We start from the raw sequence: 19,141 nt of genomic DNA, 5'->3' as shown, positions 1-19,141 counted from the left end.
TCCAGAGAAGGAGAGAAAGCGCAATGGTTCGTATTGCAATCGCAGGAGCAGCAGGCCGAATGGGCCGTAATTTGGTTAAAGCTTCACACCTTAACCCAGAGGCGACAGTGAGCGCGGGATCAGAACGACCTGAGTCCTCACTTGTCGGTGTCGATATCGGTGAACTTTGTGGTGAAGGCAAATTCGATGTGTTCTTAACGGATGATCTTGCTAAAGACGTCGATAATTTTGATGTAATCATCGATTTTACTGCCCCAGTAAGTACGTTGGCGAATCTTGAACTGTGTAAGAAGCATGGAAAGAGTATTGTGATTGGGACGACTGGTTTCAGTGATGCAGAGCGTGAACTGATTGACGAAGCCGCTAAGCAAGTGCCTGTTGTCATGGCTCCTAACTACTCTGTTGGTGTGAACCTAGTATTTAAGCTTCTTGAGAAAGCAGCCAAAGTGATGGGCGACTACTGTGATGTTGAGATTGTCGAAGCACATCATCGTCATAAAGTTGATGCTCCTTCTGGTACCGCTATCGGGATGGGCGAAGCCATTGCTGGTGCGATGGGCAACAAGCTGAATGATGTAGCTGTCTATGCGCGAGAAGGTATCACAGGTGAACGTACTAAAGATGAGATCGGCTTTGCTACAATTCGCGCTGGCGATATCGTCGGTGAGCACACAGCCATGTTTGCTGATATCGGGGAACGAGTGGAGATAACGCACAAAGCGACCGATCGTATGACGTTTGCTAATGGCGCCGTCAAGGCCGCTGTTTGGTTGAGTGCCAAACCAGCGGGCTTTTATACCATGACAGATGTTTTGGGATTGAATGAACTCTAAATACATAATTATTCGCCGGCGGTAGCCGGCTTTTTTATATCTATAGAATTATTTGTAAATGAAATGATTCTAACAGAAAGTATTTTGGTGCTTACTTTTGTCGTTGTTTTGGTTGTTTTGTGGGTGTTTTGGGTTTTGATGTCTAAAAACTAATGTCTTTTTTGTCGAGTGAACGTTTGCGTGAAAAATTCATACTTTTTTGTGATCTCTAAAAAGTTCAAATTTGTAAAATTCATTAAACCTCTATGCCTCTCTATGTAATAGCATGTAAAAGTTATCTTTTTGGGCCTTACTGATTCAAAATGACCTTACTCGCTAGAAATTAATCATTTATTTTTGATTGTAGGTTGACAGGTTTCGAGTCCAACTTTAGAATACCGCCAATTTGTCTGAAATACCTATTTATGTAGATTTTATAGGTAAAGGAAGGCATGTTTGCAGTTTGATTTATTTTTTTTGCATTTTTATTCTGGAGGTTGTCTTGGGTAAATTAGCACTGTTGGTCCTAGAAGATGGGACAGTGTTCCGCGGAGTGTCCATAGGGGCAGATGGTCTTTCCGTTGGTGAAGTCGTTTTTAATACCTCGATGACGGGGTATCAAGAAATCCTCACTGATCCTTCCTATTCTCAGCAAATCGTCACTCTCACTTATCCTCACATTGGCAATACCGGAACCACTTCCGAAGATGAAGAATCCTCTTCCATTCATGCACAAGGCCTTGTGATTCGCGATCTTCCTCTAATCGCTTCTAACTTCCGTAACGAACAATCCCTCTCTGATTATCTTAAGTCTCAAAATATCGTTGGCATCGCTGATATCGATACTCGTAAGCTCACTCGTATCCTGCGTGAAAAAGGTGCTCAAAACGGCTGTATTGTTGCGGGCAACAACCTAGACGAAGCTTTGGCACTAGCGAAAGCAAAAGAATTCCCAGGCTTAAAAGGAATGGACCTTGCGAAAGAAGTTACAACAAAAGAAGCGTATCAATGGAAGCAAGGTTCGTGGACGCTTGAAGGTGGACTTCCAGAGGCGAAAGATGACAGCGAGCTGCCATACCACGTTGTCGCTTACGACTTCGGCGCAAAACGCAACATCTTACGAATGTTGGTTGACCGTGGCTGCCGCTTAACGGTTGTACCTGCAGAAACGTCAGCGGAAGAAGTTCTGGCACTAAATCCAGATGGCGTATTCTTATCAAACGGCCCTGGTGACCCAGAACCATGTACTTACGCGATTGAAGCAACCAAAGTGTTCCTAGAAAAAGGCCTGCCAATTTTTGGTATTTGTCTAGGTCACCAAATTCTGGCGCTAGCATCAGGTGCGCAAACGGTGAAAATGAAGTTTGGTCACCACGGTGCAAACCACCCAGTAAAAGATTTAGAGCGTAACGTTGTGATGATTACCTCGCAAAACCACGGCTTTGCGGCAGATGAAGCAACATTACCGGAAAACTTACGTGCTACTCACGTATCGCTATTTGATGGCTCTTTGCAAGGTATCCACCGCACAGACAAGCCAGCATTTAGCTTCCAAGGTCACCCAGAAGCGAGCCCTGGTCCACATGACGCGGCACCGCTATTTGACCACTTTATCGAACTAATCAAAAAACACAGCGCTTAATTCGGAGTAGTAGATAATGCCAAAACGTACTGACATTCAAAGTATTCTAATTCTTGGTGCTGGTCCGATTGTTATCGGTCAGGCATGTGAGTTTGACTACTCTGGCGCACAAGCGTGTAAAGCTCTTCGCGAAGAAGGCTACCGAGTTATCCTAGTTAACTCTAATCCAGCAACGATTATGACTGACCCAGAGATGGCAGATGCGACTTACATCGAGCCGATTCAGTGGGAAGTTGTACGCAAGATCATCGAGAAAGAACGTCCTGATGCAGTTCTGCCAACTATGGGTGGTCAGACAGCACTTAACTGTGCGTTAGATTTAGAGAAGCACGGCGTTCTCGCAGAGTTTGGCGTAGAGATGATTGGTGCAACGGCTGATGCAATCGACAAAGCGGAAGACCGTTCTCGTTTTGATAAAGCGATGAAGTCTATCGGCCTTGAGTGTCCTCGCGCAGATACAGCGAAGAGCATGGAAGAAGCTTACAAAGTTTTAGATATGGTTGGCTTCCCTTGTATCATCCGTCCATCGTTCACCATGGGTGGCACTGGTGGTGGTATCGCGTACAACAAAGAAGAGTTCGAAGAAATCTGTCGTCGTGGTCTGGACTTATCTCCGACCAACGAACTTCTTATCGATGAGTCGCTAATCGGTTGGAAAGAGTACGAAATGGAAGTCGTTCGTGACAAAGCGGACAACTGTATCATCGTATGTTCAATCGAGAACTTTGACCCAATGGGCATCCATACGGGTGACTCAATCACGGTTGCTCCAGCACAAACACTGACTGACAAAGAATACCAGCTTATGCGTAATGCATCGCTAGCTGTTCTGCGTGAAATCGGTGTTGAAACAGGTGGTTCAAACGTACAGTTTGGTATCAACCCGAAAGATGGTCGTATGGTCATCATCGAGATGAACCCGCGTGTATCTCGCTCTTCTGCGCTAGCATCAAAAGCAACAGGCTTCCCAATTGCGAAAATTGCCGCGAAACTGGCTGTTGGCTTTACGCTAGACGAACTACAAAACGACATCACAGGTGGTGCAACACCTGCGTCATTTGAACCAACTATCGACTACGTCGTAACTAAGATCCCTCGCTTTAACTTCGAGAAATTTGCTGGTGCAAACGATCGTCTGACAACTCAGATGAAATCGGTTGGTGAGGTAATGGCGATTGGTCGTAACCAACAAGAATCTCTTCACAAAGCACTGCGTGGCCTAGAAGTTGGCGCAACTGGTTTTGATGAGATGGTCGATCTGGAAGCGCCAGACGCACTGACTAAGATTCGTCACGAACTTAAAGAAGCAGGTGCAGAGCGTATCTGGTACATCGCCGATGCATTCCGAGCGGGTATGTCAGTCGACGGTGTGTTCAACTTGACTCAAATCGACCGCTGGTTCCTGGTTCAAATCGAAGAAATTGTAAAACTCGAAGAACAAGTCAAGGCGGGCGGCTACGCAGGTTTGACCAAAGAAGTGCTTCGTCAGATGAAACGCAAAGGCTTCTCTGATGCTCGCTTGTCTAAATTGCTTGGTGTCGCTGAAAGTGAAATTCGCCGTGCTCGTGAGCAGTTTGATATTCATCCGGTTTACAAACGTGTGGATACATGTGCAGCAGAGTTTTCTTCTGACACGGCTTACATGTACTCATCTTACGATGAAGAATGTGAAGCAAACCCAACAGACAAAGATAAGATCATGGTTCTTGGTGGCGGTCCAAACCGTATCGGCCAAGGTATCGAATTCGATTACTGTTGTGTTCATGCATCACTTGCGCTGCGTGAAGACGGTTACGAAACCATTATGGTTAACTGTAACCCAGAAACGGTATCTACTGACTACGATACGTCTGATCGTCTGTACTTCGAGCCAGTAACTCTGGAAGATGTACTGTCTATCGCTCGCGTTGAAAAACCAAAAGGTGTGATTGTTCAGTACGGTGGTCAAACGCCACTTAAACTGGCTCGTGCTCTAGAAGCGGCTGGTGTGCCAATCATTGGTACTAGCCCAGATGCTATCGACCGTGCGGAAGACCGCGAACGCTTCCAAGCCGCTGTTGACCGTTTAGGTCTACTTCAGCCAGAAAACGCGACAGTAACAACGATGGAGCAAGCGGTTGAGAAATCGAAAGAAATTGGCTTCCCATTAGTTGTTCGTCCATCTTATGTACTCGGTGGTCGTGCGATGGAAATCGTATACGACGAGCAAGACCTGCGTCGCTACTTCAACGAAGCAGTAAGCGTATCGAACGAGTCTCCAGTTCTGCTAGACCGTTTCTTGGATGATGCAACCGAAGTTGATATTGATGCTATCTGTGACGGTGAACGCGTCGTTATCGGCGGTATCATGGAGCACATCGAACAAGCGGGTGTTCACTCTGGTGACTCTGCATGTTCACTGCCTGCATACACGCTAAGTCAGGAAATTCAAGACAAGATGCGTGAGCAAGTTGAGAAGTTAGCATTCGAACTCGGTGTACGCGGTTTGATGAACACGCAGTTTGCTGTGAAAGATAACGACGTTTATCTAATTGAAGTGAACCCTCGTGCTGCTCGTACGGTACCATTCGTATCGAAAGCGACAGGCGCTCCTCTAGCGAAAATCGCTGCACGTGTAATGGCGGGTCAATCTCTAGAGTCACAAGGCTTTACTAAAGAGATTATCCCTCCTTACTACTCAGTGAAAGAAGTGGTTCTGCCGTTCAACAAATTCCCTGGGGTTGACCCTCTATTGGGCCCTGAAATGCGCTCAACAGGTGAAGTAATGGGTGTGGGTGCAACGTTCGCAGAAGCTTACGCGAAAGCAGAGCTAGGTTGTGGTGCGGTTTATCCTGAAGGTGGTCGTGCGCTACTGTCTGTACGTGAAGGTGATAAAGAGCGTGTTGTTGACCTAGCTTCTAAGTTAGTGAAACTGGGTTACCAGTTGGATGCGACACACGGTACTGCTGTAATTCTGGGCGAAGCGGGTATTAACCCACGTTTGGTAAACAAAGTACACGAAGGTCGTCCACACATTCTTGACCGCATCAAGAACAACGAATACACCTACATCGTAAACACGGCTGCTGGTCGTCAAGCGATTGAAGATTCGAAAGTTCTACGACGTGGTGCACTGGCAGAAAAAGTGAACTACACAACGACACTGAATGCAGCGTTCGCAACATGTATGTCTCATACTGCAGACGCAAAAGCGTCAGTAACTTCGGTTCAAGAGTTACACGCTAAAGTGAAAGCGAGTCTAGACGCGTAACAGATAAAAATCAGTAAGCTCATTAATCAGGGCTTACATGACAACCTCATTGCCCGCTCATTTGAGCGGGCTTTTTTGTTTTATTAAGCAACTTGTTCTACTTGTTGATATGTTTCATTCGCCTTCGATGCTCTCTACGACTCTGAGCTAGTTCATAGTAAAAGGTTATGAAGCATTTGTAGGAAGGAGTATTCATCAAATAAAGAGCAATAATGGGGAGAGCAAGGGCTATCAACCAGAATAGGTCTCCTAATTTCGCTTCTGAAACCCCAAAACATATCGCAATGAAAATTTGTATCGTGGCATTGAAAATATTGATTGGATTTAGAAACTTTAAACCATGAATAATGATCATCCCAAATGGAATCGTTACCAAAAGTGCACCAATACCCATCATTACTACCCACAAGTAGAATGGACCGTAAGTGTTTGAAATGTCGGTTAGTTGATCCAGAAAGAAAATATTTAATCCTCCCCCCATTGTTAGCAGTATTATTGCACTTAAAGCTGTAGCGATGCTTTTAGCGGACAGAACGAAGACTTCTTTTTCTCTACCATTCAATGGAAAACTCCTCGTATACACCCACTGCAATAGCACCGACGTTGCCGGAGGTTGCACTACCCACGAAACTGATAGTTGCACCAATGGCATCTTTTAGTTGAAGTTGGATGGCATTGCTGATGTCTTGTGAAGAGAACCTTCGTTTTACGCTTCCTGAACGTACTAGTTGTTTATAGGCTTTTGAAGATAAGTTTGGGATGTTTTGTTTCGAAATTTCTTTAGTGAGCCTTGCTCTTTCGTGTCGATTTAAGCCCTTCAAAACTTCACTTAAGCTTTTTCCTGAGCTCTTCTGTAGATTACTTATGGCTTTTATTGTGGCTGTGCCTGATGCCCCAACACCTACCAGAGATATGTAATCGAGGGCTTTAGACGTATTTTGATACCAAGCTTGCGAGTCCAGTTCATCTAGCTTATCAGGAGCAAAACCCTCAGCTCCACTCCTGCCTATGCCGACCATACATTGGACTGTAGAGGCAGCCGCCGCACTGTATCCCAAATAAGTAACGGCAGCACTCGTGCCTCCCGAAATTGGAATCGCACCAACACTACCAATAACAACCATCCAACCTAAAGCTGCTGAAGCACAGCTTAAGCCTGCTCCAATAAGTTCAGAAGCTAACTTAGACTCTCTATTCGAAGACTTAAGTTCTTTGGCGTAGCTATCGGCGGACATAGGAGATGTCGGCTCTTTTAAAATAATGCTGATAGGGTTGACGCGACAACTGGAGTTGAACTTTCGAAGAGAGATTACTGTTGAATCACCTGCTATATAAATAACCCCTGCCCCCGAAGTTTCAGGTCTAGAGTCTATGACTTTGAAGAGCTGTTTTAGATTTACGGTTTGTTCTATACGAGAGCGTAGCTGTTGCTCTTTTATTGAGGGGCGAGTCCTTAAAACATCCATTATTTTCACTCTTGATAAGGTTGAATTTATCAGATTAAGCCAGTGTTTTTCTTGGCCATCAAAAAAATGAAATACTCTTGAGGTGAGGCTCTATATTTTGATGTAATTGATATTTTTAATGTATCATTTTCTAGATTCATTGATTGATGAAAATTAGGAATAGATTGGTGTCTTGACTTTCCATTGGTAGTTTTGTGAATAAGTGCTACCGTTTCTTCCTCTTTGATACCTCTTCAAAAAGGAAGTGTAGTGGAAATCACGGTTGAGATTTTGTTGGCCTTATTTTTGGTTGCGACTGCCGCAGGCTTTATTGATGCGATGGCTGGTGGGGGAGGGCTCATTACACTCCCTGCGCTTTTGGCTGCGGGGTTAAGTCCGACTCAAGCTCTAGCAACCAATAAGTTACAAAGTTCGTTTGGCAGTTTCTCTGCTAGCTGGTATTTCGTGCGTAACGGTATTGTCAGCCTAAAGGAAATGCGTTTCGCGATACTCTGTACTTTTATTGGTGCAGCGATCGGTGCCGAGGCTGTTCAGTTTATTGATGCTAGCGTACTCACCAGTTTGATCCCTGTTCTTTTGATAGCCATTTCCCTCTATTTTTTACTCGCGCCAAGTACGCGAAAAATCGATGGAGAACCAAAGTTATCTGAAGCGATGTTTGCGCTATACATTGGTGGCGGGATCGGTTTCTATGATGGCTTTTTTGGCCCTGGGACTGGATCTATTTTTACTGTTTGTTTTGTTGCACTAGGTCACTTTTCTTTGGTCGAAGCCACTGCTAGAACCAAAATTCTCAATTTCACGTCAAACATTGCGGCACTACTCTTTTTTATCTTCGCTGGGTTGCCCGTGTGGAAGCTTGGCTTAACCATGGCTGTTGGCGGTTTTCTTGGTGCTCAGTTAGGAGCGAAGGTCGTGGTAAGTAAAGGACAAAAATGGATTCGTCCTCTAGTTATAGTGATGTCGATGCTTATGGCAACGAAACTTCTTTGGCAACAACATCAGCAATGGATTCTGTCAGTGCTTTAACTCGTTCGCTACGATATGTGCTGTGACGTAAGCAGATATGTATTGGTCGAACTAACTGATCTAGCTCTTCAAAGTCATAGCAGAACTTAGATGTGATATTAAGTGTCGTTAGGATAGATTTAGGGATTAAAGCGGGAGCCATACCTCCCAAAGCCAGTTGTGCTGCCGCAGTATACGAATCCATTTCCATCAAAGGTTCGATTCCGTGTTTGGATAAAATAGCTTGTTGATATGTGTTGGCAGGGTTAGTTAGGTCATTGGTCAAAATAGCTTTAGGTAGTTGTGAAAGTGAATGTCGACTGACAATTGAGAAAGGTTCATCGGCGAGGTGAAGGCTCATTAATCCATGATGAGGTGGTAGATAGCCAGCGCAAAATCCCAATGTTGCTTTGCCTGATTTCACATTCTCAATAATGCGTGGCGTATGATTGGTCGATATTCGTATGTACTGATCATGGGCAAAGTGTTCTGCCATGATCATGCTGAGGTATCCAGCGACTAAGGTTTCAGAGCAGTCTATCTTGATCAAAGAAGTATCTTCTATTTGTTGTTGATCATAGATCTGACCTCTTAACTCATTGAACGTTGGCTCGATCGTGTTGATGAGCGCAAGGCCATCGGAGGTCAGCTTTATGTGCCGACCATTTGGCTCTATTAATTTTTTTCCTAACTTCTTCTCTAGATTTGAAATACGTTTACTCACGGCAGATTGACTAATATAGAGTTGACTGCCCGTGCGGCTCATGGTTTTTTCTTTACTGAGGACAAGTAACGTTTCAATACCTTCAAGCAACATAATGATTAATGAAAGTTAGGAATGGTTGAGATAATTTAGCGAATTGCCCAAGAATTGGCGAATCAAATGAGCATAAATGAGAGGAGCCGACACTTGGTCGACTCCATGATGAGTGATGTTGTTGGTGTTTAACGGTTAATGGCGAAAGTTGGCAGGGATAGATGCCAACGAATCGCACCGAGACGTATAATGAGCGTTGAGATTACACCAGCGAGTAAAGCCGTTGAGTGGTCATAACCCATGTTTACCGCCATCGTATGGAAGATGCCGCCAATAATACATGCCGTAGCATAGACTTCACTTCTTAATACCATAGGAACTTCGCGAGCCAGCACGTCTCGTATAATGCCACCGCCACAGCCAGTAATAACCCCCATTATCACCGCGACCATCCCAGAAGCATTGTAGGCGAGTGCCTTTTCTACTCCTATTCCTACAAATACAGCGAGACCGATGGCATCACAAACGGGTAATACCCACCATGAGAGTCGCTTGGGTCTTCGAATAACAAGCATGGTTAGTAGACACGTAACAAATATCACCCATAAGTAAGTCGTATCTGTTATCCAAAATACGGGAGTGGCACCAAGCGCCATGTCTCGGATTGTTCCGCCACCTATAGCAGTCACACTGCCGAGCACGATAACGCCGAATGGATCCATTTTTAAACGGCCCGCCAGTAATACGCCAGAGATAGCGAAAACAGCGGTACCGAACAAATCGATCATATAAAGCAGCATGGAGTCCATGTTACTTAGTACCTTTAAATAGTGTGAGAAAAAATGGGCGGAAATTGTACGGTATTTGCCACGAAATCGTTAGCGTTTTTGACGAACGCTTTTAAAGTGCTCACACACTTCCTTGATCGCGTTCAATGTGCGTGGTGTCGGACGGTTAATCCAATTAGAGTTTAGGGACCAGATGTGTTTGTTTTTAAGAGCAAGAAGCTCATTACTCCACTCAGCCCACATACCATCGTTACTCATTGCGTGACGAGAAGTAAAAATAACCTCTGGCTGGCGAGTAATGACTTGCTCGATGCTAACTTGAGGATAAGGCGCGCTAGATGCGGCGAAAATGTTCTCACCACCGCAAAAAGTAAAGACTTCACTTGGCCAGTTCTTTCCAGCGACAGTGATGATAGGCTTTTCACTCAACTGATAAAAGTAACGAACTTTCTCGTTCGTGTTGTACTGTTCTTTTAGTGTACTCAGCTGCGTTCTAAAATCTTCAGCGGCCTTTTTTCCTACTTGTGGAGTTTCGCTGTATTGGCTGAGTTGCTCGATATTATTGGCGATATCTTCTAATGAACCTGTAGTGGAGTAATAGATAGGAATACCGAACTGTTTAATTTTCTCCAACTCTTTAGCGGGGTTTCCGGCTGGCCAAGCAATCACTAAGTCCGGCTGAAGAGCAATAATGCGCTCTAATTTAATTCCTTGATAATTTGAGACTCTTTCTAGCTGCTTTGCCTGTTCTGGATAATCGCTCATTTCGCTGACAGCAACAAGCTGGTCTCCTAGCCCTGCTGCAAAGGCAATTTCGGTGGCATGTGGAGCTAAACTTATAATGCGTTGAGCGGGTTGAGCGAAGGTCGCTGTCGAAACAAACAGCGTTAATGCGAAGCATAATTTATTCATCATAATCCTTGATAAATTATTCCTAAAAGCAAACTTTGGATTGCGATCCAAGCCAAGACGCGCCAAACGAGGAGCGTATGTATTTGTGAAAGGTGAATAGCCGATGGCGCAATGCGCCCACCGATTTTTGCGCGCTCTGCACGCACACCTTGATAGATAGCAGGGCCGCATAAAGACAGTTGTAGTTTGTGTCCGATAGTACATAACACCCAGCTAGGTCCTGGTAAGGGCCAAGACTTCGCTTGCTGTTGTATTCCAGAGAGCACATTACTTGTATTCTTTCCGGCAGCTAAAAGTATGGCAAAGAGACGAAGTGGAATAATATCCAGAGTAGCAACCAGTTGAATCACAGGTTTACCAAACGGCAAATATTGGCGTCGGCTAGGGGACCACACTCGCGCTAATTCTGTTGTGAGTCGATACATTAACGCACCAATGCCACCTGTTAGTGCGTACCAAAATAGCACACCGATCACGTTGCGGCTGTATCCCATAATCAGGGTTTCTGAGCCAGCTTTACCTATGCCAACGATCGAGAGGCTACCAGTATCGCGATTAAGGTATGGTCTCAGTAATGCTCGACACTGAGCTTTGTCTTCCGAAGACATACTAGTTACGAGCTGTTTCGTTAACGTTTCGCTGTTGCGCCAGTCTAGCGCAAGGATCAATAGAACCAGTTCATATAAAGGGATTTGCCAAACAAATGGCTTTACTGCAATCAGTAATATCAAACAAGGAAACAGCATCAAGCCTAGTGCAAGACTGCCTGAGATTACACTCTGTGAGTAATTGTGATTATTGTTCACTTTGTTGGCTAGCTGTTCTGCTAGCTTTCGCCATAAAGTGATGGGGTGCGCTGAATGGGGGATTGGCACTAGAAGGTGCAAGAGCAGTGCGCCCCACATTATAAGGAGCGCACCGTTGGCATAAAATGACTGAAAAACTTCTTCCATGAATGAGTCGTTTACTTAATGAGTTCCAGCATTTTGAATACCATTTCGGAAGAGCTTTTTGCTGCTAGAGGTAGAAACTCATCAAAGCTCATTGGTGATTCTTTATCAGCGACATCAGAGATTGCACGCACAACAACAAACGGTGTGTTGAATTGGTGACAAGTTTGAGCGATAGCAGATGCTTCCATTTCTACAGCGATAACAGACGGAAAGTGTTTACGAATAAACTCTTGACGCTCAGCAGTACAAACAAACGCATCGCCAGTACAAATTAGGCCGCGAACCGCATGAGTGTTTTCCATTTGTGCTAGGGCTTTTTCTGCTAAGTCCATTAGCTTGTCATCCGCTTTGAATGCAGCTGGTTGACCGGCCATTTGGCCAATTTCATAACCAAAAGCGGTTACGTCTGCATCGTGATGACGAACTTCTGTAGAGATAACAACATCGCCAAGGTTTAAGCTTGAATCGAAACCGCCAGCAGAGCCTGTGTTAATCACAACGTCTGGTTGGTATTCATCAAGAAGGATTGTCGTGCCCACTGCCGCTGCAACTTTACCGATGCCCGATTGTAGTACGACGACTTCGACATCGTTAATTTGACCAGAGAAAAACGTACAACCTGCTTTATTTACAGTTTTGCAGTTTGTAATTGCTTGCTTCAGGATGGTCACTTCTTGTTCCATCGCACCGATGATACCAACTTTCATAACACTCTCTTTAGGTAAATATTTTAGTTGGCCGAGAGTATAGCACTCCCCGTTGGCAGTTTTCTATTTGATGAGCTTAGCTTGAGTGAGCTTTTGTCGTAATTGATCGGCGCGCTTTCTGTTTACGCCAAAGTCAGAGTAGCCCACACGAGATTCCGAGCGCACAATCAGTTGGTCTCCTGCTATTTTTAGTTCGAGGTCATCCACGAAGCGCATGATTTTAGATGTGCACTCGATACGAAGGTAGTTGCTTTCTTTCACCGCGGTTTTCGCGCCTGGCAGTTCAAGCGCAACTTGCTCAATAGCGTCGATGTTCGCTGAATCCACTAAGATGAATGGCGTTAGGTTGTATTTTTCTCGCGTGTCTTGGGTGGAGACGCAGTTTGGTTTGTCACCACAAGGTGATTGAGAACGATCCGTCATGGTTTTGACTCCTTGGCTACAAGCGGTTAAGCCGAGCAAAGTAATGGAAAGGAGAGCGGCTTTTTTCATTGGTTTTATCCCTTATCATAGGAATTTAATTATATGTAATAAAAGAAAAAAGGATCCAATAGTAGGATCCTTTTTGAGACGTTAACAGTGATTAAACTTCGAGGTAATCGAGAATGCCTTCTGCCGCTTTTCGTCCTTCATCAATTGCGGTTACGACAAGATCAGAACCTCGTACCGCATCGCCACCCGCGAAGATCTTTTCATTGCTGGTCTGGAACTGGAACTCTTGCTTCGCTGGGGCTTTGATACGACCCCATTGATCCAAATCGACATCAAACGGTGCTAACCAGTCCATTTTGTGCGGCTGGAAACCAAACGCCATGATAACAACGTCTGCTGGTAGAACGTGCTCGCTGCCTTCAACGGGCTCTGGACGTCGGCGACCTGCTTCATCAGGTTCACCAAGTGCGGTTTTCACCACTTTGACCCCCGAGACTTTGCCTGACGCATCCACTTCCACTCCCAAAGGCTGAAGGTTGAACATGAACTTCACGCCTTCTTCCTTTGCGTTTTTTACCTCGCGACGAGAGCCTGGCATGTTGGCCTCATCACGACGATAAGCACAAACTACGTTGGAGGCACCTTGGCGAATTGAGGTACGAACGCAGTCCATTGCTGTATCACCACCACCCAGTACGACGACTTTCTTTCCTGCCATATCGATAAAGGGTTGGTTACTCTCAAGATCCATGACTTTGTAGGTGTTCGAAACTAAAAATGGCAGCGCGTCATACACACCCGGCGCATCTTCATTATCTAGACCTGCACGCATGTATTTATAGGTGCCAACGCCCAAGAAAACAGCATCGTATTCATCAAGCAGCTCTTGCATTTGGACATCTTTGCCTACTTCCATGTTCATGCGGAACTCGACGCCCATTTCAGTGAACACACGGCGGCGGTTTTCCATCACGCCTTTTTCAAGCTTGAAGGAAGGAATACCGAAGGTCAGAAGGCCTCCAATTTCAGGGTAGCGGTCAAACACGACTGGCTTAACGCCATTGCGCACTAGGATATCCGCGGCAGCCAAGCCAGCTGGGCCAGCTCCAATGATTGCAACCTTTTTATCGGTCCACTCCACCTTGGACATATCTGGCTTCCAGCCCATTTCAAACGCTTTGTCGGTAATGTACTTTTCTATGTTACCGATGGTGACGGCACCAAAGTCATCATTAAGCGTGCATGAACCTTCACATAGGCGGTCTTGAGGACAAACGCGCCCACATACTTCCGGTAGGCTATTGGTTTGATGCGATAGTTCAACCGCTTCAAGAATACGACCTTCATTGGCAAGTTTTAACCATTGAGGGATGTAGTTGTGGACTGGGCATTTCCATTCACAATATGGGTTGCCACAATCTAAGCAGCGATCCGCTTGTGCAGTCGCCTGTTGTTTAGTGAACGGTTCATAGATTTCAACGAACTCGATCTTACGAACTTTGATAGGCTTTTTCGCAGGATCTACACGCTGCACATCGATAAATTGATAAACGTTCTGGCTCATGATTCAAACATCCTCCATGATTACTGTGCTTGAACACGCAGCTCTGCGGCACTGCGGCTCTGGTGACCAAGTAGCGTGCGGAGATCTGCCGCTTGTGGTTTCACCAAATAGAACTTTGGAATCCATTCATCAAAGTTCGCCAAAATATTTTCAGCATGACTCGACCCTGTTTCTTCAAGGTGTTCCGCAATTAGGCCACGCAAATGTTCTTGGTGGATGTAAAGATCGGACAATGAGATGGCTTCGACAGACTCAGTATTAACTCGACCTTCAAAGCTTTGGTTCTCATCCAGAACATAGGCAAAGCCTCCAGTCATACCCGCGCCAAAGTTCACACCTGTCGCACCAAGAATGGCAACAATACCGCCAGTCATGTACTCACAAGCGTTATCGCCAGCACCTTCAATGACGGCTATCGTACCTGAGTTTCGTACGCCGAAACGCTCACCTGCTTTACCGGCTGCAAATAGTTTACCGCCTGTCGCGCCGTACAGACAGGTGTTACCAATGATGGTTGCTTCATTACACTTAAATGCAGTGCCAAGGTGAGGTTTGATAACCACTTTACCACCCGCCATGCCTTTGCCCACGTAGTCGTTCGCATCGCCCGTGAGGTAAAGCTCTACACCACCTGCGTTCCAAACACCAAAGGACTGGCCTGCGGTGCCGTCAAGATAGATTTTGATAGGGGAAGCCGCCAACCCTTGGTTGCCATAGCGTTTTGCTATTTCGCCAGATAAGCGTGCACCAACAGAACGATCAGTGTTGATGACATTGTAGAAGAAACTTGCCGATTGACTGTTTTCGACCGCATGCATGGCATCATCAACGATCTTTTGGTTGAGCTCAGCTTTATCAAACGGTTTGTTTGGCTCTGTCCAAAATAGCGGATGGCCCTCAGGTGATACTGGAGCTTCTAGAATATTGGATAGATCCAGCTTGGTCTGTTTCGCTGTAAATCCCTCTACTGCCTCAAGTAAATCGGTACGACCAATCAAGTCCGTCAGCTTTTCAACGCCAAGTTCGGCGAGTAATCCGCGCACTTCGTCTGCCAGGCCGATGAAGTAATTCATCACCATTTCTGGTAGACCTTTGAAGTATTCTTTACGCAGTGTCTCGTCTTGAGTCGCAACCCCAGTTGCACAGTTGTTGAGGTGACAAATTCGTAGGAACTTACAACCCATAGCGACCATTGGCGCAGTACCAAAACCGAAGCTTTCTGCACCTAAAATTGCGGCTTTAACTACGTCTAAACCAGTCTTTAGACCACCGTCTACCTGTAGGCGGATCTTATGACGCAGACCATTAGCAACCAGAGCTTGTTGTGTCTCTGCCAACCCCAACTCCCAAGGACTACCAGCGTATTTTACCGAAGTTAATGGGCTTGCTGCGGTACCACCGTCGTAACCCGAAATGGTAATAAGATCAGCGTAAGCCTTGGCTACACCCGTTGCGATGGTGCCGACACCTGGCTCGGAGACGAGTTTTACTGAAACCAGCGCATTCGGGTTGACTTGTTTAAGGTCGAAGATCAGCTGGGCCAAATCTTCAATCGAATAGATATCGTGGTGCGGAGGAGGGGAGATCAGAGTCACGCCTTGTACCGAATAACGCAGTTTTGCGATTTCAGCGGTGACTTTGTGTCCTGGTAGCTGTCCACCTTCACCCGGTTTCGCACCTTGTGCCACCTTGATTTGCAGTACATCCGCATTAGTTAGGTAATGCGGCGTTACACCAAATCGGCCAGAAGCAATCTGTTTGATACGTGAGTTACGCTCAGTACCGAAACGGCGAGGATCTTCACCGCCTTCACCCGAGTTAGAGTAACCACCAAGACGGTTCATCGCCGTTGCAAGTGCTTCATGCGCTTCTGGGCTAAGTGCGCCAATGGACATTGCCGCTGAGTCAAAGCGTTTGAACAGTTCAGTGCGTGGTTCTATTTGCTCAAGTGGCAGCGGTGAGTCTGATTTTTTCAGCGACATTAAGTCACGCAGCATGGCAACAGGGCGTTGGTTTACCTGCTTAGCAAAGCTCTGATAGTCCTTACTTTCGCCAGATTTAACGGCCTGTTGCAGCGTGCCGACAACATCCGGGTTGTAAGCATGATACTCACCTCCATGGACGTACTTTAACAAGCCGCCATGATCAATCGATTTGCGTTTCGCCCATGCTTTACGAGATAAGTTTGTAAGATCTTGTTGGAAGTCGTCAAAATTCGCGCCTTCAATTCGAGTTGTGACGCCTTTAAAACACAGATCGACCACATCTTGGCTCAAGCCAACTGCTTCAAACAGTTGTGAGCAGCGGTAAGAGGCGATGGTTGAGATCCCCATTTTCGACATGATCTTGTACAGGCCTTTGTTGATGCCGTATTGGTAGTTTTGCATCACATCACGGTAGTCTTTCTCTAGTGCTTTATCATCAATCAGTTTACCTAACGCTTCATAAGCAAGGTATGGGTAAACCGCAGTGGCACCAAAACCAAGTAAGACGGCAAATTGGTGTGGATCACGGGCTGTTGCGGTCTCAACAACAATGTTGGCATCGCAACGTAAGTTCGCGTCAATCAGACGAGTTTGAACGGCGCCGACTGCCATTGCTGCCGGAATTGGTAACTTACCTTTGACCAAGGCTCTGTCCGAAAGAACCACTAAAACCGTGCCTTCACGAACGACTTGCTCTGCTTGCTCACACAGATCATTAATGGCTTGTTTAAGATCTTTTTGTTGTGGGTCGTAGTTGATATCGAGAATGGTATTACGGTAATGATCGTCACTCAGCCCTAGTAGTTGCTGCATGTCTGAATAGAGCAGTACTGGAGAATCAAAGGTTACACGATGCGCGTGGCCATCGGTTTCACAGAAGACGTTCATCTCCTGGCCGATGCTGGTCGCTAGCGACATGACGTGTTTCTCACGCAGCGGATCGATTGGTGGGTTGGTGACCTGCGCGAACTTCTGACGGAAGTAATCAGTCACCAAGCGCTCTTTCGAAGAAAGAACCGCCATCGGGGTGTCATCACCCATCGAACCGACGGCTTCTTGCCCCATATCACCGAGGACACGCAATACTTGATCGACTTCTTCATTGCTCATGGCAAACTGCTTTTGATAAGTCTTAAGCAAGTCTTCATCAAAGCTGCGCTCACCTACTTGATCTTCAGGCAGCTGAGAGAACGGTGTTAGTTTGCGAACGTTGTTCTCCATCCATTCGCGATAAGGGTGACGAGATTTCAGGTCATTATCGATCTCGCTAGACTGCCAAAGCTTACCTTTACGAGTGTCGATGACGAGCAATTCCCCCGGACCTACACGACCTTTTTTGGCAACTTCATCTGGGGCGTAATTCCAAATCCCTACCTCAGATGCCAGAGTGATCAGCTTGTCTTTGGTAATTACATAACGCGCAGGACGTAGACCGTTTCGGTCTAGGTTACAAGCAGCATAACGACCATCGGACAGTACGATACCTGCTGGGCCATCCCATGGTTCCATGTGTTTGGAGTTGAAATCGTAAAACGCACGCAAATCCGGATCCATATCCGGGTGGTTTTGCCATGCTGGCGGTACGAGCATACGCATGGCACGGAAGATATCCATGCCGCCAGCTAAGAAGAGATCTAGCATATTATCTAAGCTAGATGAGTCTGAGCCTGTCTCGTTCACAAACGGTGCTGCAGTTTGTAGGTCAGGCAGCAGTGGTGACGAGAACTTATAAGCACGAGCGCGTGCCCATTGTCGGTTACCTTCAATGGTATTGATCTCACCATTATGAGCAAGGTAGCGGAACGGTTGAGCTAATGGCCAACGCGGTTGAGTGTTGGTAGAAAAACGCTGGTGGAACAGACAGATAGCAGATTCCATACGTAGATCGGCAAGATCAAGATAAAAGCGCGGTAAGTCCGCAGGCATGCATAGGCCTTTGTACACCAAAACTTGAGTCGATAAGCTACAGATGTAGAAATCCGGATCTTCGGTGATTTGTTTCTCGATGCGACGGCGTGCGATGTAGAGACGACGTTCAATGTCGCGTTCGCGCCAACCTGCCGGTGCAGAGACAAAGACTTGCTGAATATTTGGAAGCGAGTTGGCCGCAATTGGACCGAGTACTTCTGAATTAGTTGGTACTTCACGCCAACCAGCCACAGTTAGCGTCTCTTGCGCCAGTTCTTTGTTGACGATGTCTTTAGCGAGTTGAGCTTTGACTGGATCTTGGTTGAAGAAAATCATCCCTACGGCGTATTGCTTGCCAAGGTTGAAACCATTTTCTTCGGCAATAAGACGTAAATAGGAATCGGGCTTTTGTAATAGAAGACCACAACCATCACCAGTTTTACCATCGGCGGCGATACCACCACGGTGAGTCATGCGGTCAAGTGCAGAAATTGCTGTACGTACCAGCTTGTGGCTTTGTTCGCCTTCCATATGCGCGATCAAGCCAAATCCACAGTTGTCTTTCTCAAGACTTGGATCATAAAGAGCCATTGCAATTCTCCCTTTGCTTATCCGTCATCCCGACAGATATATCAACACTGCTTACGTTGATATCGATGACTAACTATGCGTCATCTTTATAGCTTTATGTATAATTATTCAGTAAAAGTTGTGAAATATTTAACATTTTTTGAGTGTTTTATTTTCATCAACTTCACAAGCTATAGCTTATTGTAAAAAAGGTCAAGTTATTAGTGGATCATCACGTGAATATACGATTTACCATTTAATAAGCTAAAATAGTTTAATAATTTCAAATAGATAGAAAATTGATTGTTACAAAAAAGTAACATTTGATTCTGTGGGAGATAAAAAAGACCAGCATAAAATGCTGGTCAAAATAGAAAGATTGGAAGG

General features: G+C 45.7%; 14 protein-coding genes. 4 read left to right on the top strand and 10 right to left on the bottom strand.

Annotation, left to right across the window (positions count from 1 at the left end; all coding sequences use genetic code 11):
• Positions 1-23: 23 nt before the first annotated feature.
• The 3 genes from dapB (at position 24) to carB (ending at position 5,704) form a co-directional block, all read left to right on the top strand.
• Complete coding sequence (gene dapB / locus R7E78_RS06425) at positions 24-833, top strand: 4-hydroxy-tetrahydrodipicolinate reductase (RefSeq protein WP_005381860.1); 810 nt, start codon at positions 24-26, stop codon at positions 831-833.
• A 481-nt stretch (positions 834-1,314) separates the two neighbouring features.
• On the top strand, positions 1,315-2,454 hold the full coding sequence (carA, locus tag R7E78_RS06420; RefSeq protein WP_017821483.1) for a glutamine-hydrolyzing carbamoyl-phosphate synthase small subunit: 1,140 nt from the start codon (positions 1,315-1,317) through the stop codon (positions 2,452-2,454).
• 16 nt (positions 2,455-2,470) lie between these two features.
• The gene (gene carB / locus R7E78_RS06415) at positions 2,471-5,704 is read left to right on the top strand and encodes a carbamoyl-phosphate synthase large subunit (RefSeq protein WP_005381854.1); all 3,234 of its coding nucleotides are present in this window, start codon (positions 2,471-2,473) and stop codon (positions 5,702-5,704) included.
• Between the two features lie 97 nt (positions 5,705-5,801).
• Here carB and R7E78_RS06410 read toward each other — a convergent pair whose 3' ends face one another.
• Positions 5,802-6,266: a hypothetical protein gene (locus R7E78_RS06410; protein WP_047102012.1), complete on the bottom strand. Its 465-nt coding sequence runs from the start codon at positions 6,264-6,266 to the stop codon at positions 5,802-5,804.
• Positions 6,256-7,170 (bottom strand): hypothetical protein, encoded by a 915-nt coding sequence (locus tag R7E78_RS06405; protein ID WP_005387382.1) that lies wholly within the window; start codon positions 7,168-7,170, stop codon positions 6,256-6,258. The genes R7E78_RS06410 and R7E78_RS06405 overlap by 11 nt, the downstream gene beginning before the upstream one ends.
• A 249-nt stretch (positions 7,171-7,419) precedes the next feature.
• Here R7E78_RS06405 and R7E78_RS06400 point away from each other — a divergent pair, with 249 nt between their 5' ends.
• Positions 7,420-8,199, top strand: coding sequence for a TSUP family transporter (locus R7E78_RS06400; protein ID WP_047102014.1), 780 nt, complete (start codon positions 7,420-7,422; stop codon positions 8,197-8,199).
• On the opposite strand, the gene R7E78_RS06395 is transcribed toward R7E78_RS06400, so the two are convergent.
• From R7E78_RS06395 to gltB, 8 genes are all read right to left on the bottom strand, one after another.
• Positions 8,141-8,995, bottom strand: a complete 855-nt coding sequence (locus tag R7E78_RS06395) for a LysR family transcriptional regulator (RefSeq protein WP_017821479.1) — start codon at positions 8,993-8,995, stop codon at positions 8,141-8,143. The genes R7E78_RS06400 and R7E78_RS06395 overlap by 59 nt on opposite strands.
• 128 nt (positions 8,996-9,123) lie before the next feature.
• Positions 9,124-9,744 carry a TRIC cation channel family protein gene (locus tag R7E78_RS06390; RefSeq protein WP_005387377.1) on the bottom strand — a complete coding sequence of 207 codons (621 nt, stop codon included), beginning with the start codon at positions 9,742-9,744 and terminating at the stop codon, positions 9,124-9,126.
• Positions 9,745-9,813: 69 nt separating this feature from the next.
• Positions 9,814-10,635, bottom strand: coding sequence for a vitamin B12 ABC transporter substrate-binding protein BtuF (gene btuF / locus R7E78_RS06385; protein WP_047102016.1), 822 nt, complete (start codon positions 10,633-10,635; stop codon positions 9,814-9,816).
• Positions 10,635-11,588 (bottom strand): cobalamin biosynthesis family protein, encoded by a 954-nt coding sequence (locus tag R7E78_RS06380; protein WP_064368984.1) that lies wholly within the window; start codon positions 11,586-11,588, stop codon positions 10,635-10,637. Before R7E78_RS06380 ends, btuF begins: the two co-directional genes overlap by 1 nt.
• An 11-nt stretch (positions 11,589-11,599) precedes the next feature.
• Positions 11,600-12,295, bottom strand: coding sequence for a 5'-methylthioadenosine/S-adenosylhomocysteine nucleosidase (gene mtnN / locus R7E78_RS06375; protein ID WP_005381837.1), 696 nt, complete (start codon positions 12,293-12,295; stop codon positions 11,600-11,602).
• Between the two features lie 63 nt (positions 12,296-12,358).
• A complete protein-coding gene (locus tag R7E78_RS06370; RefSeq protein WP_047102022.1) occupies positions 12,359-12,787 on the bottom strand; it encodes a DUF1499 domain-containing protein in 429 nt (142 codons plus the stop codon).
• Between the two features lie 91 nt (positions 12,788-12,878).
• Complete coding sequence (locus R7E78_RS06365) at positions 12,879-14,291, bottom strand: FAD-dependent oxidoreductase (protein WP_005381833.1); 1,413 nt, start codon at positions 14,289-14,291, stop codon at positions 12,879-12,881.
• A gap of 20 nt (positions 14,292-14,311) precedes the next feature.
• Positions 14,312-18,775, bottom strand: coding sequence for a glutamate synthase large subunit (gltB, locus tag R7E78_RS06360; RefSeq protein ID WP_005381832.1), 4,464 nt, complete (start codon positions 18,773-18,775; stop codon positions 14,312-14,314).
• Positions 18,776-19,141: the final 366 nt, after the last annotated feature.

Source organism: Vibrio sp. YT-19(2023) (assembly GCF_033337395.1).
The sequence above is the reverse complement of the archived record's forward strand: the minus strand, read 5'-3'. Positions and strand labels throughout refer to the sequence as shown.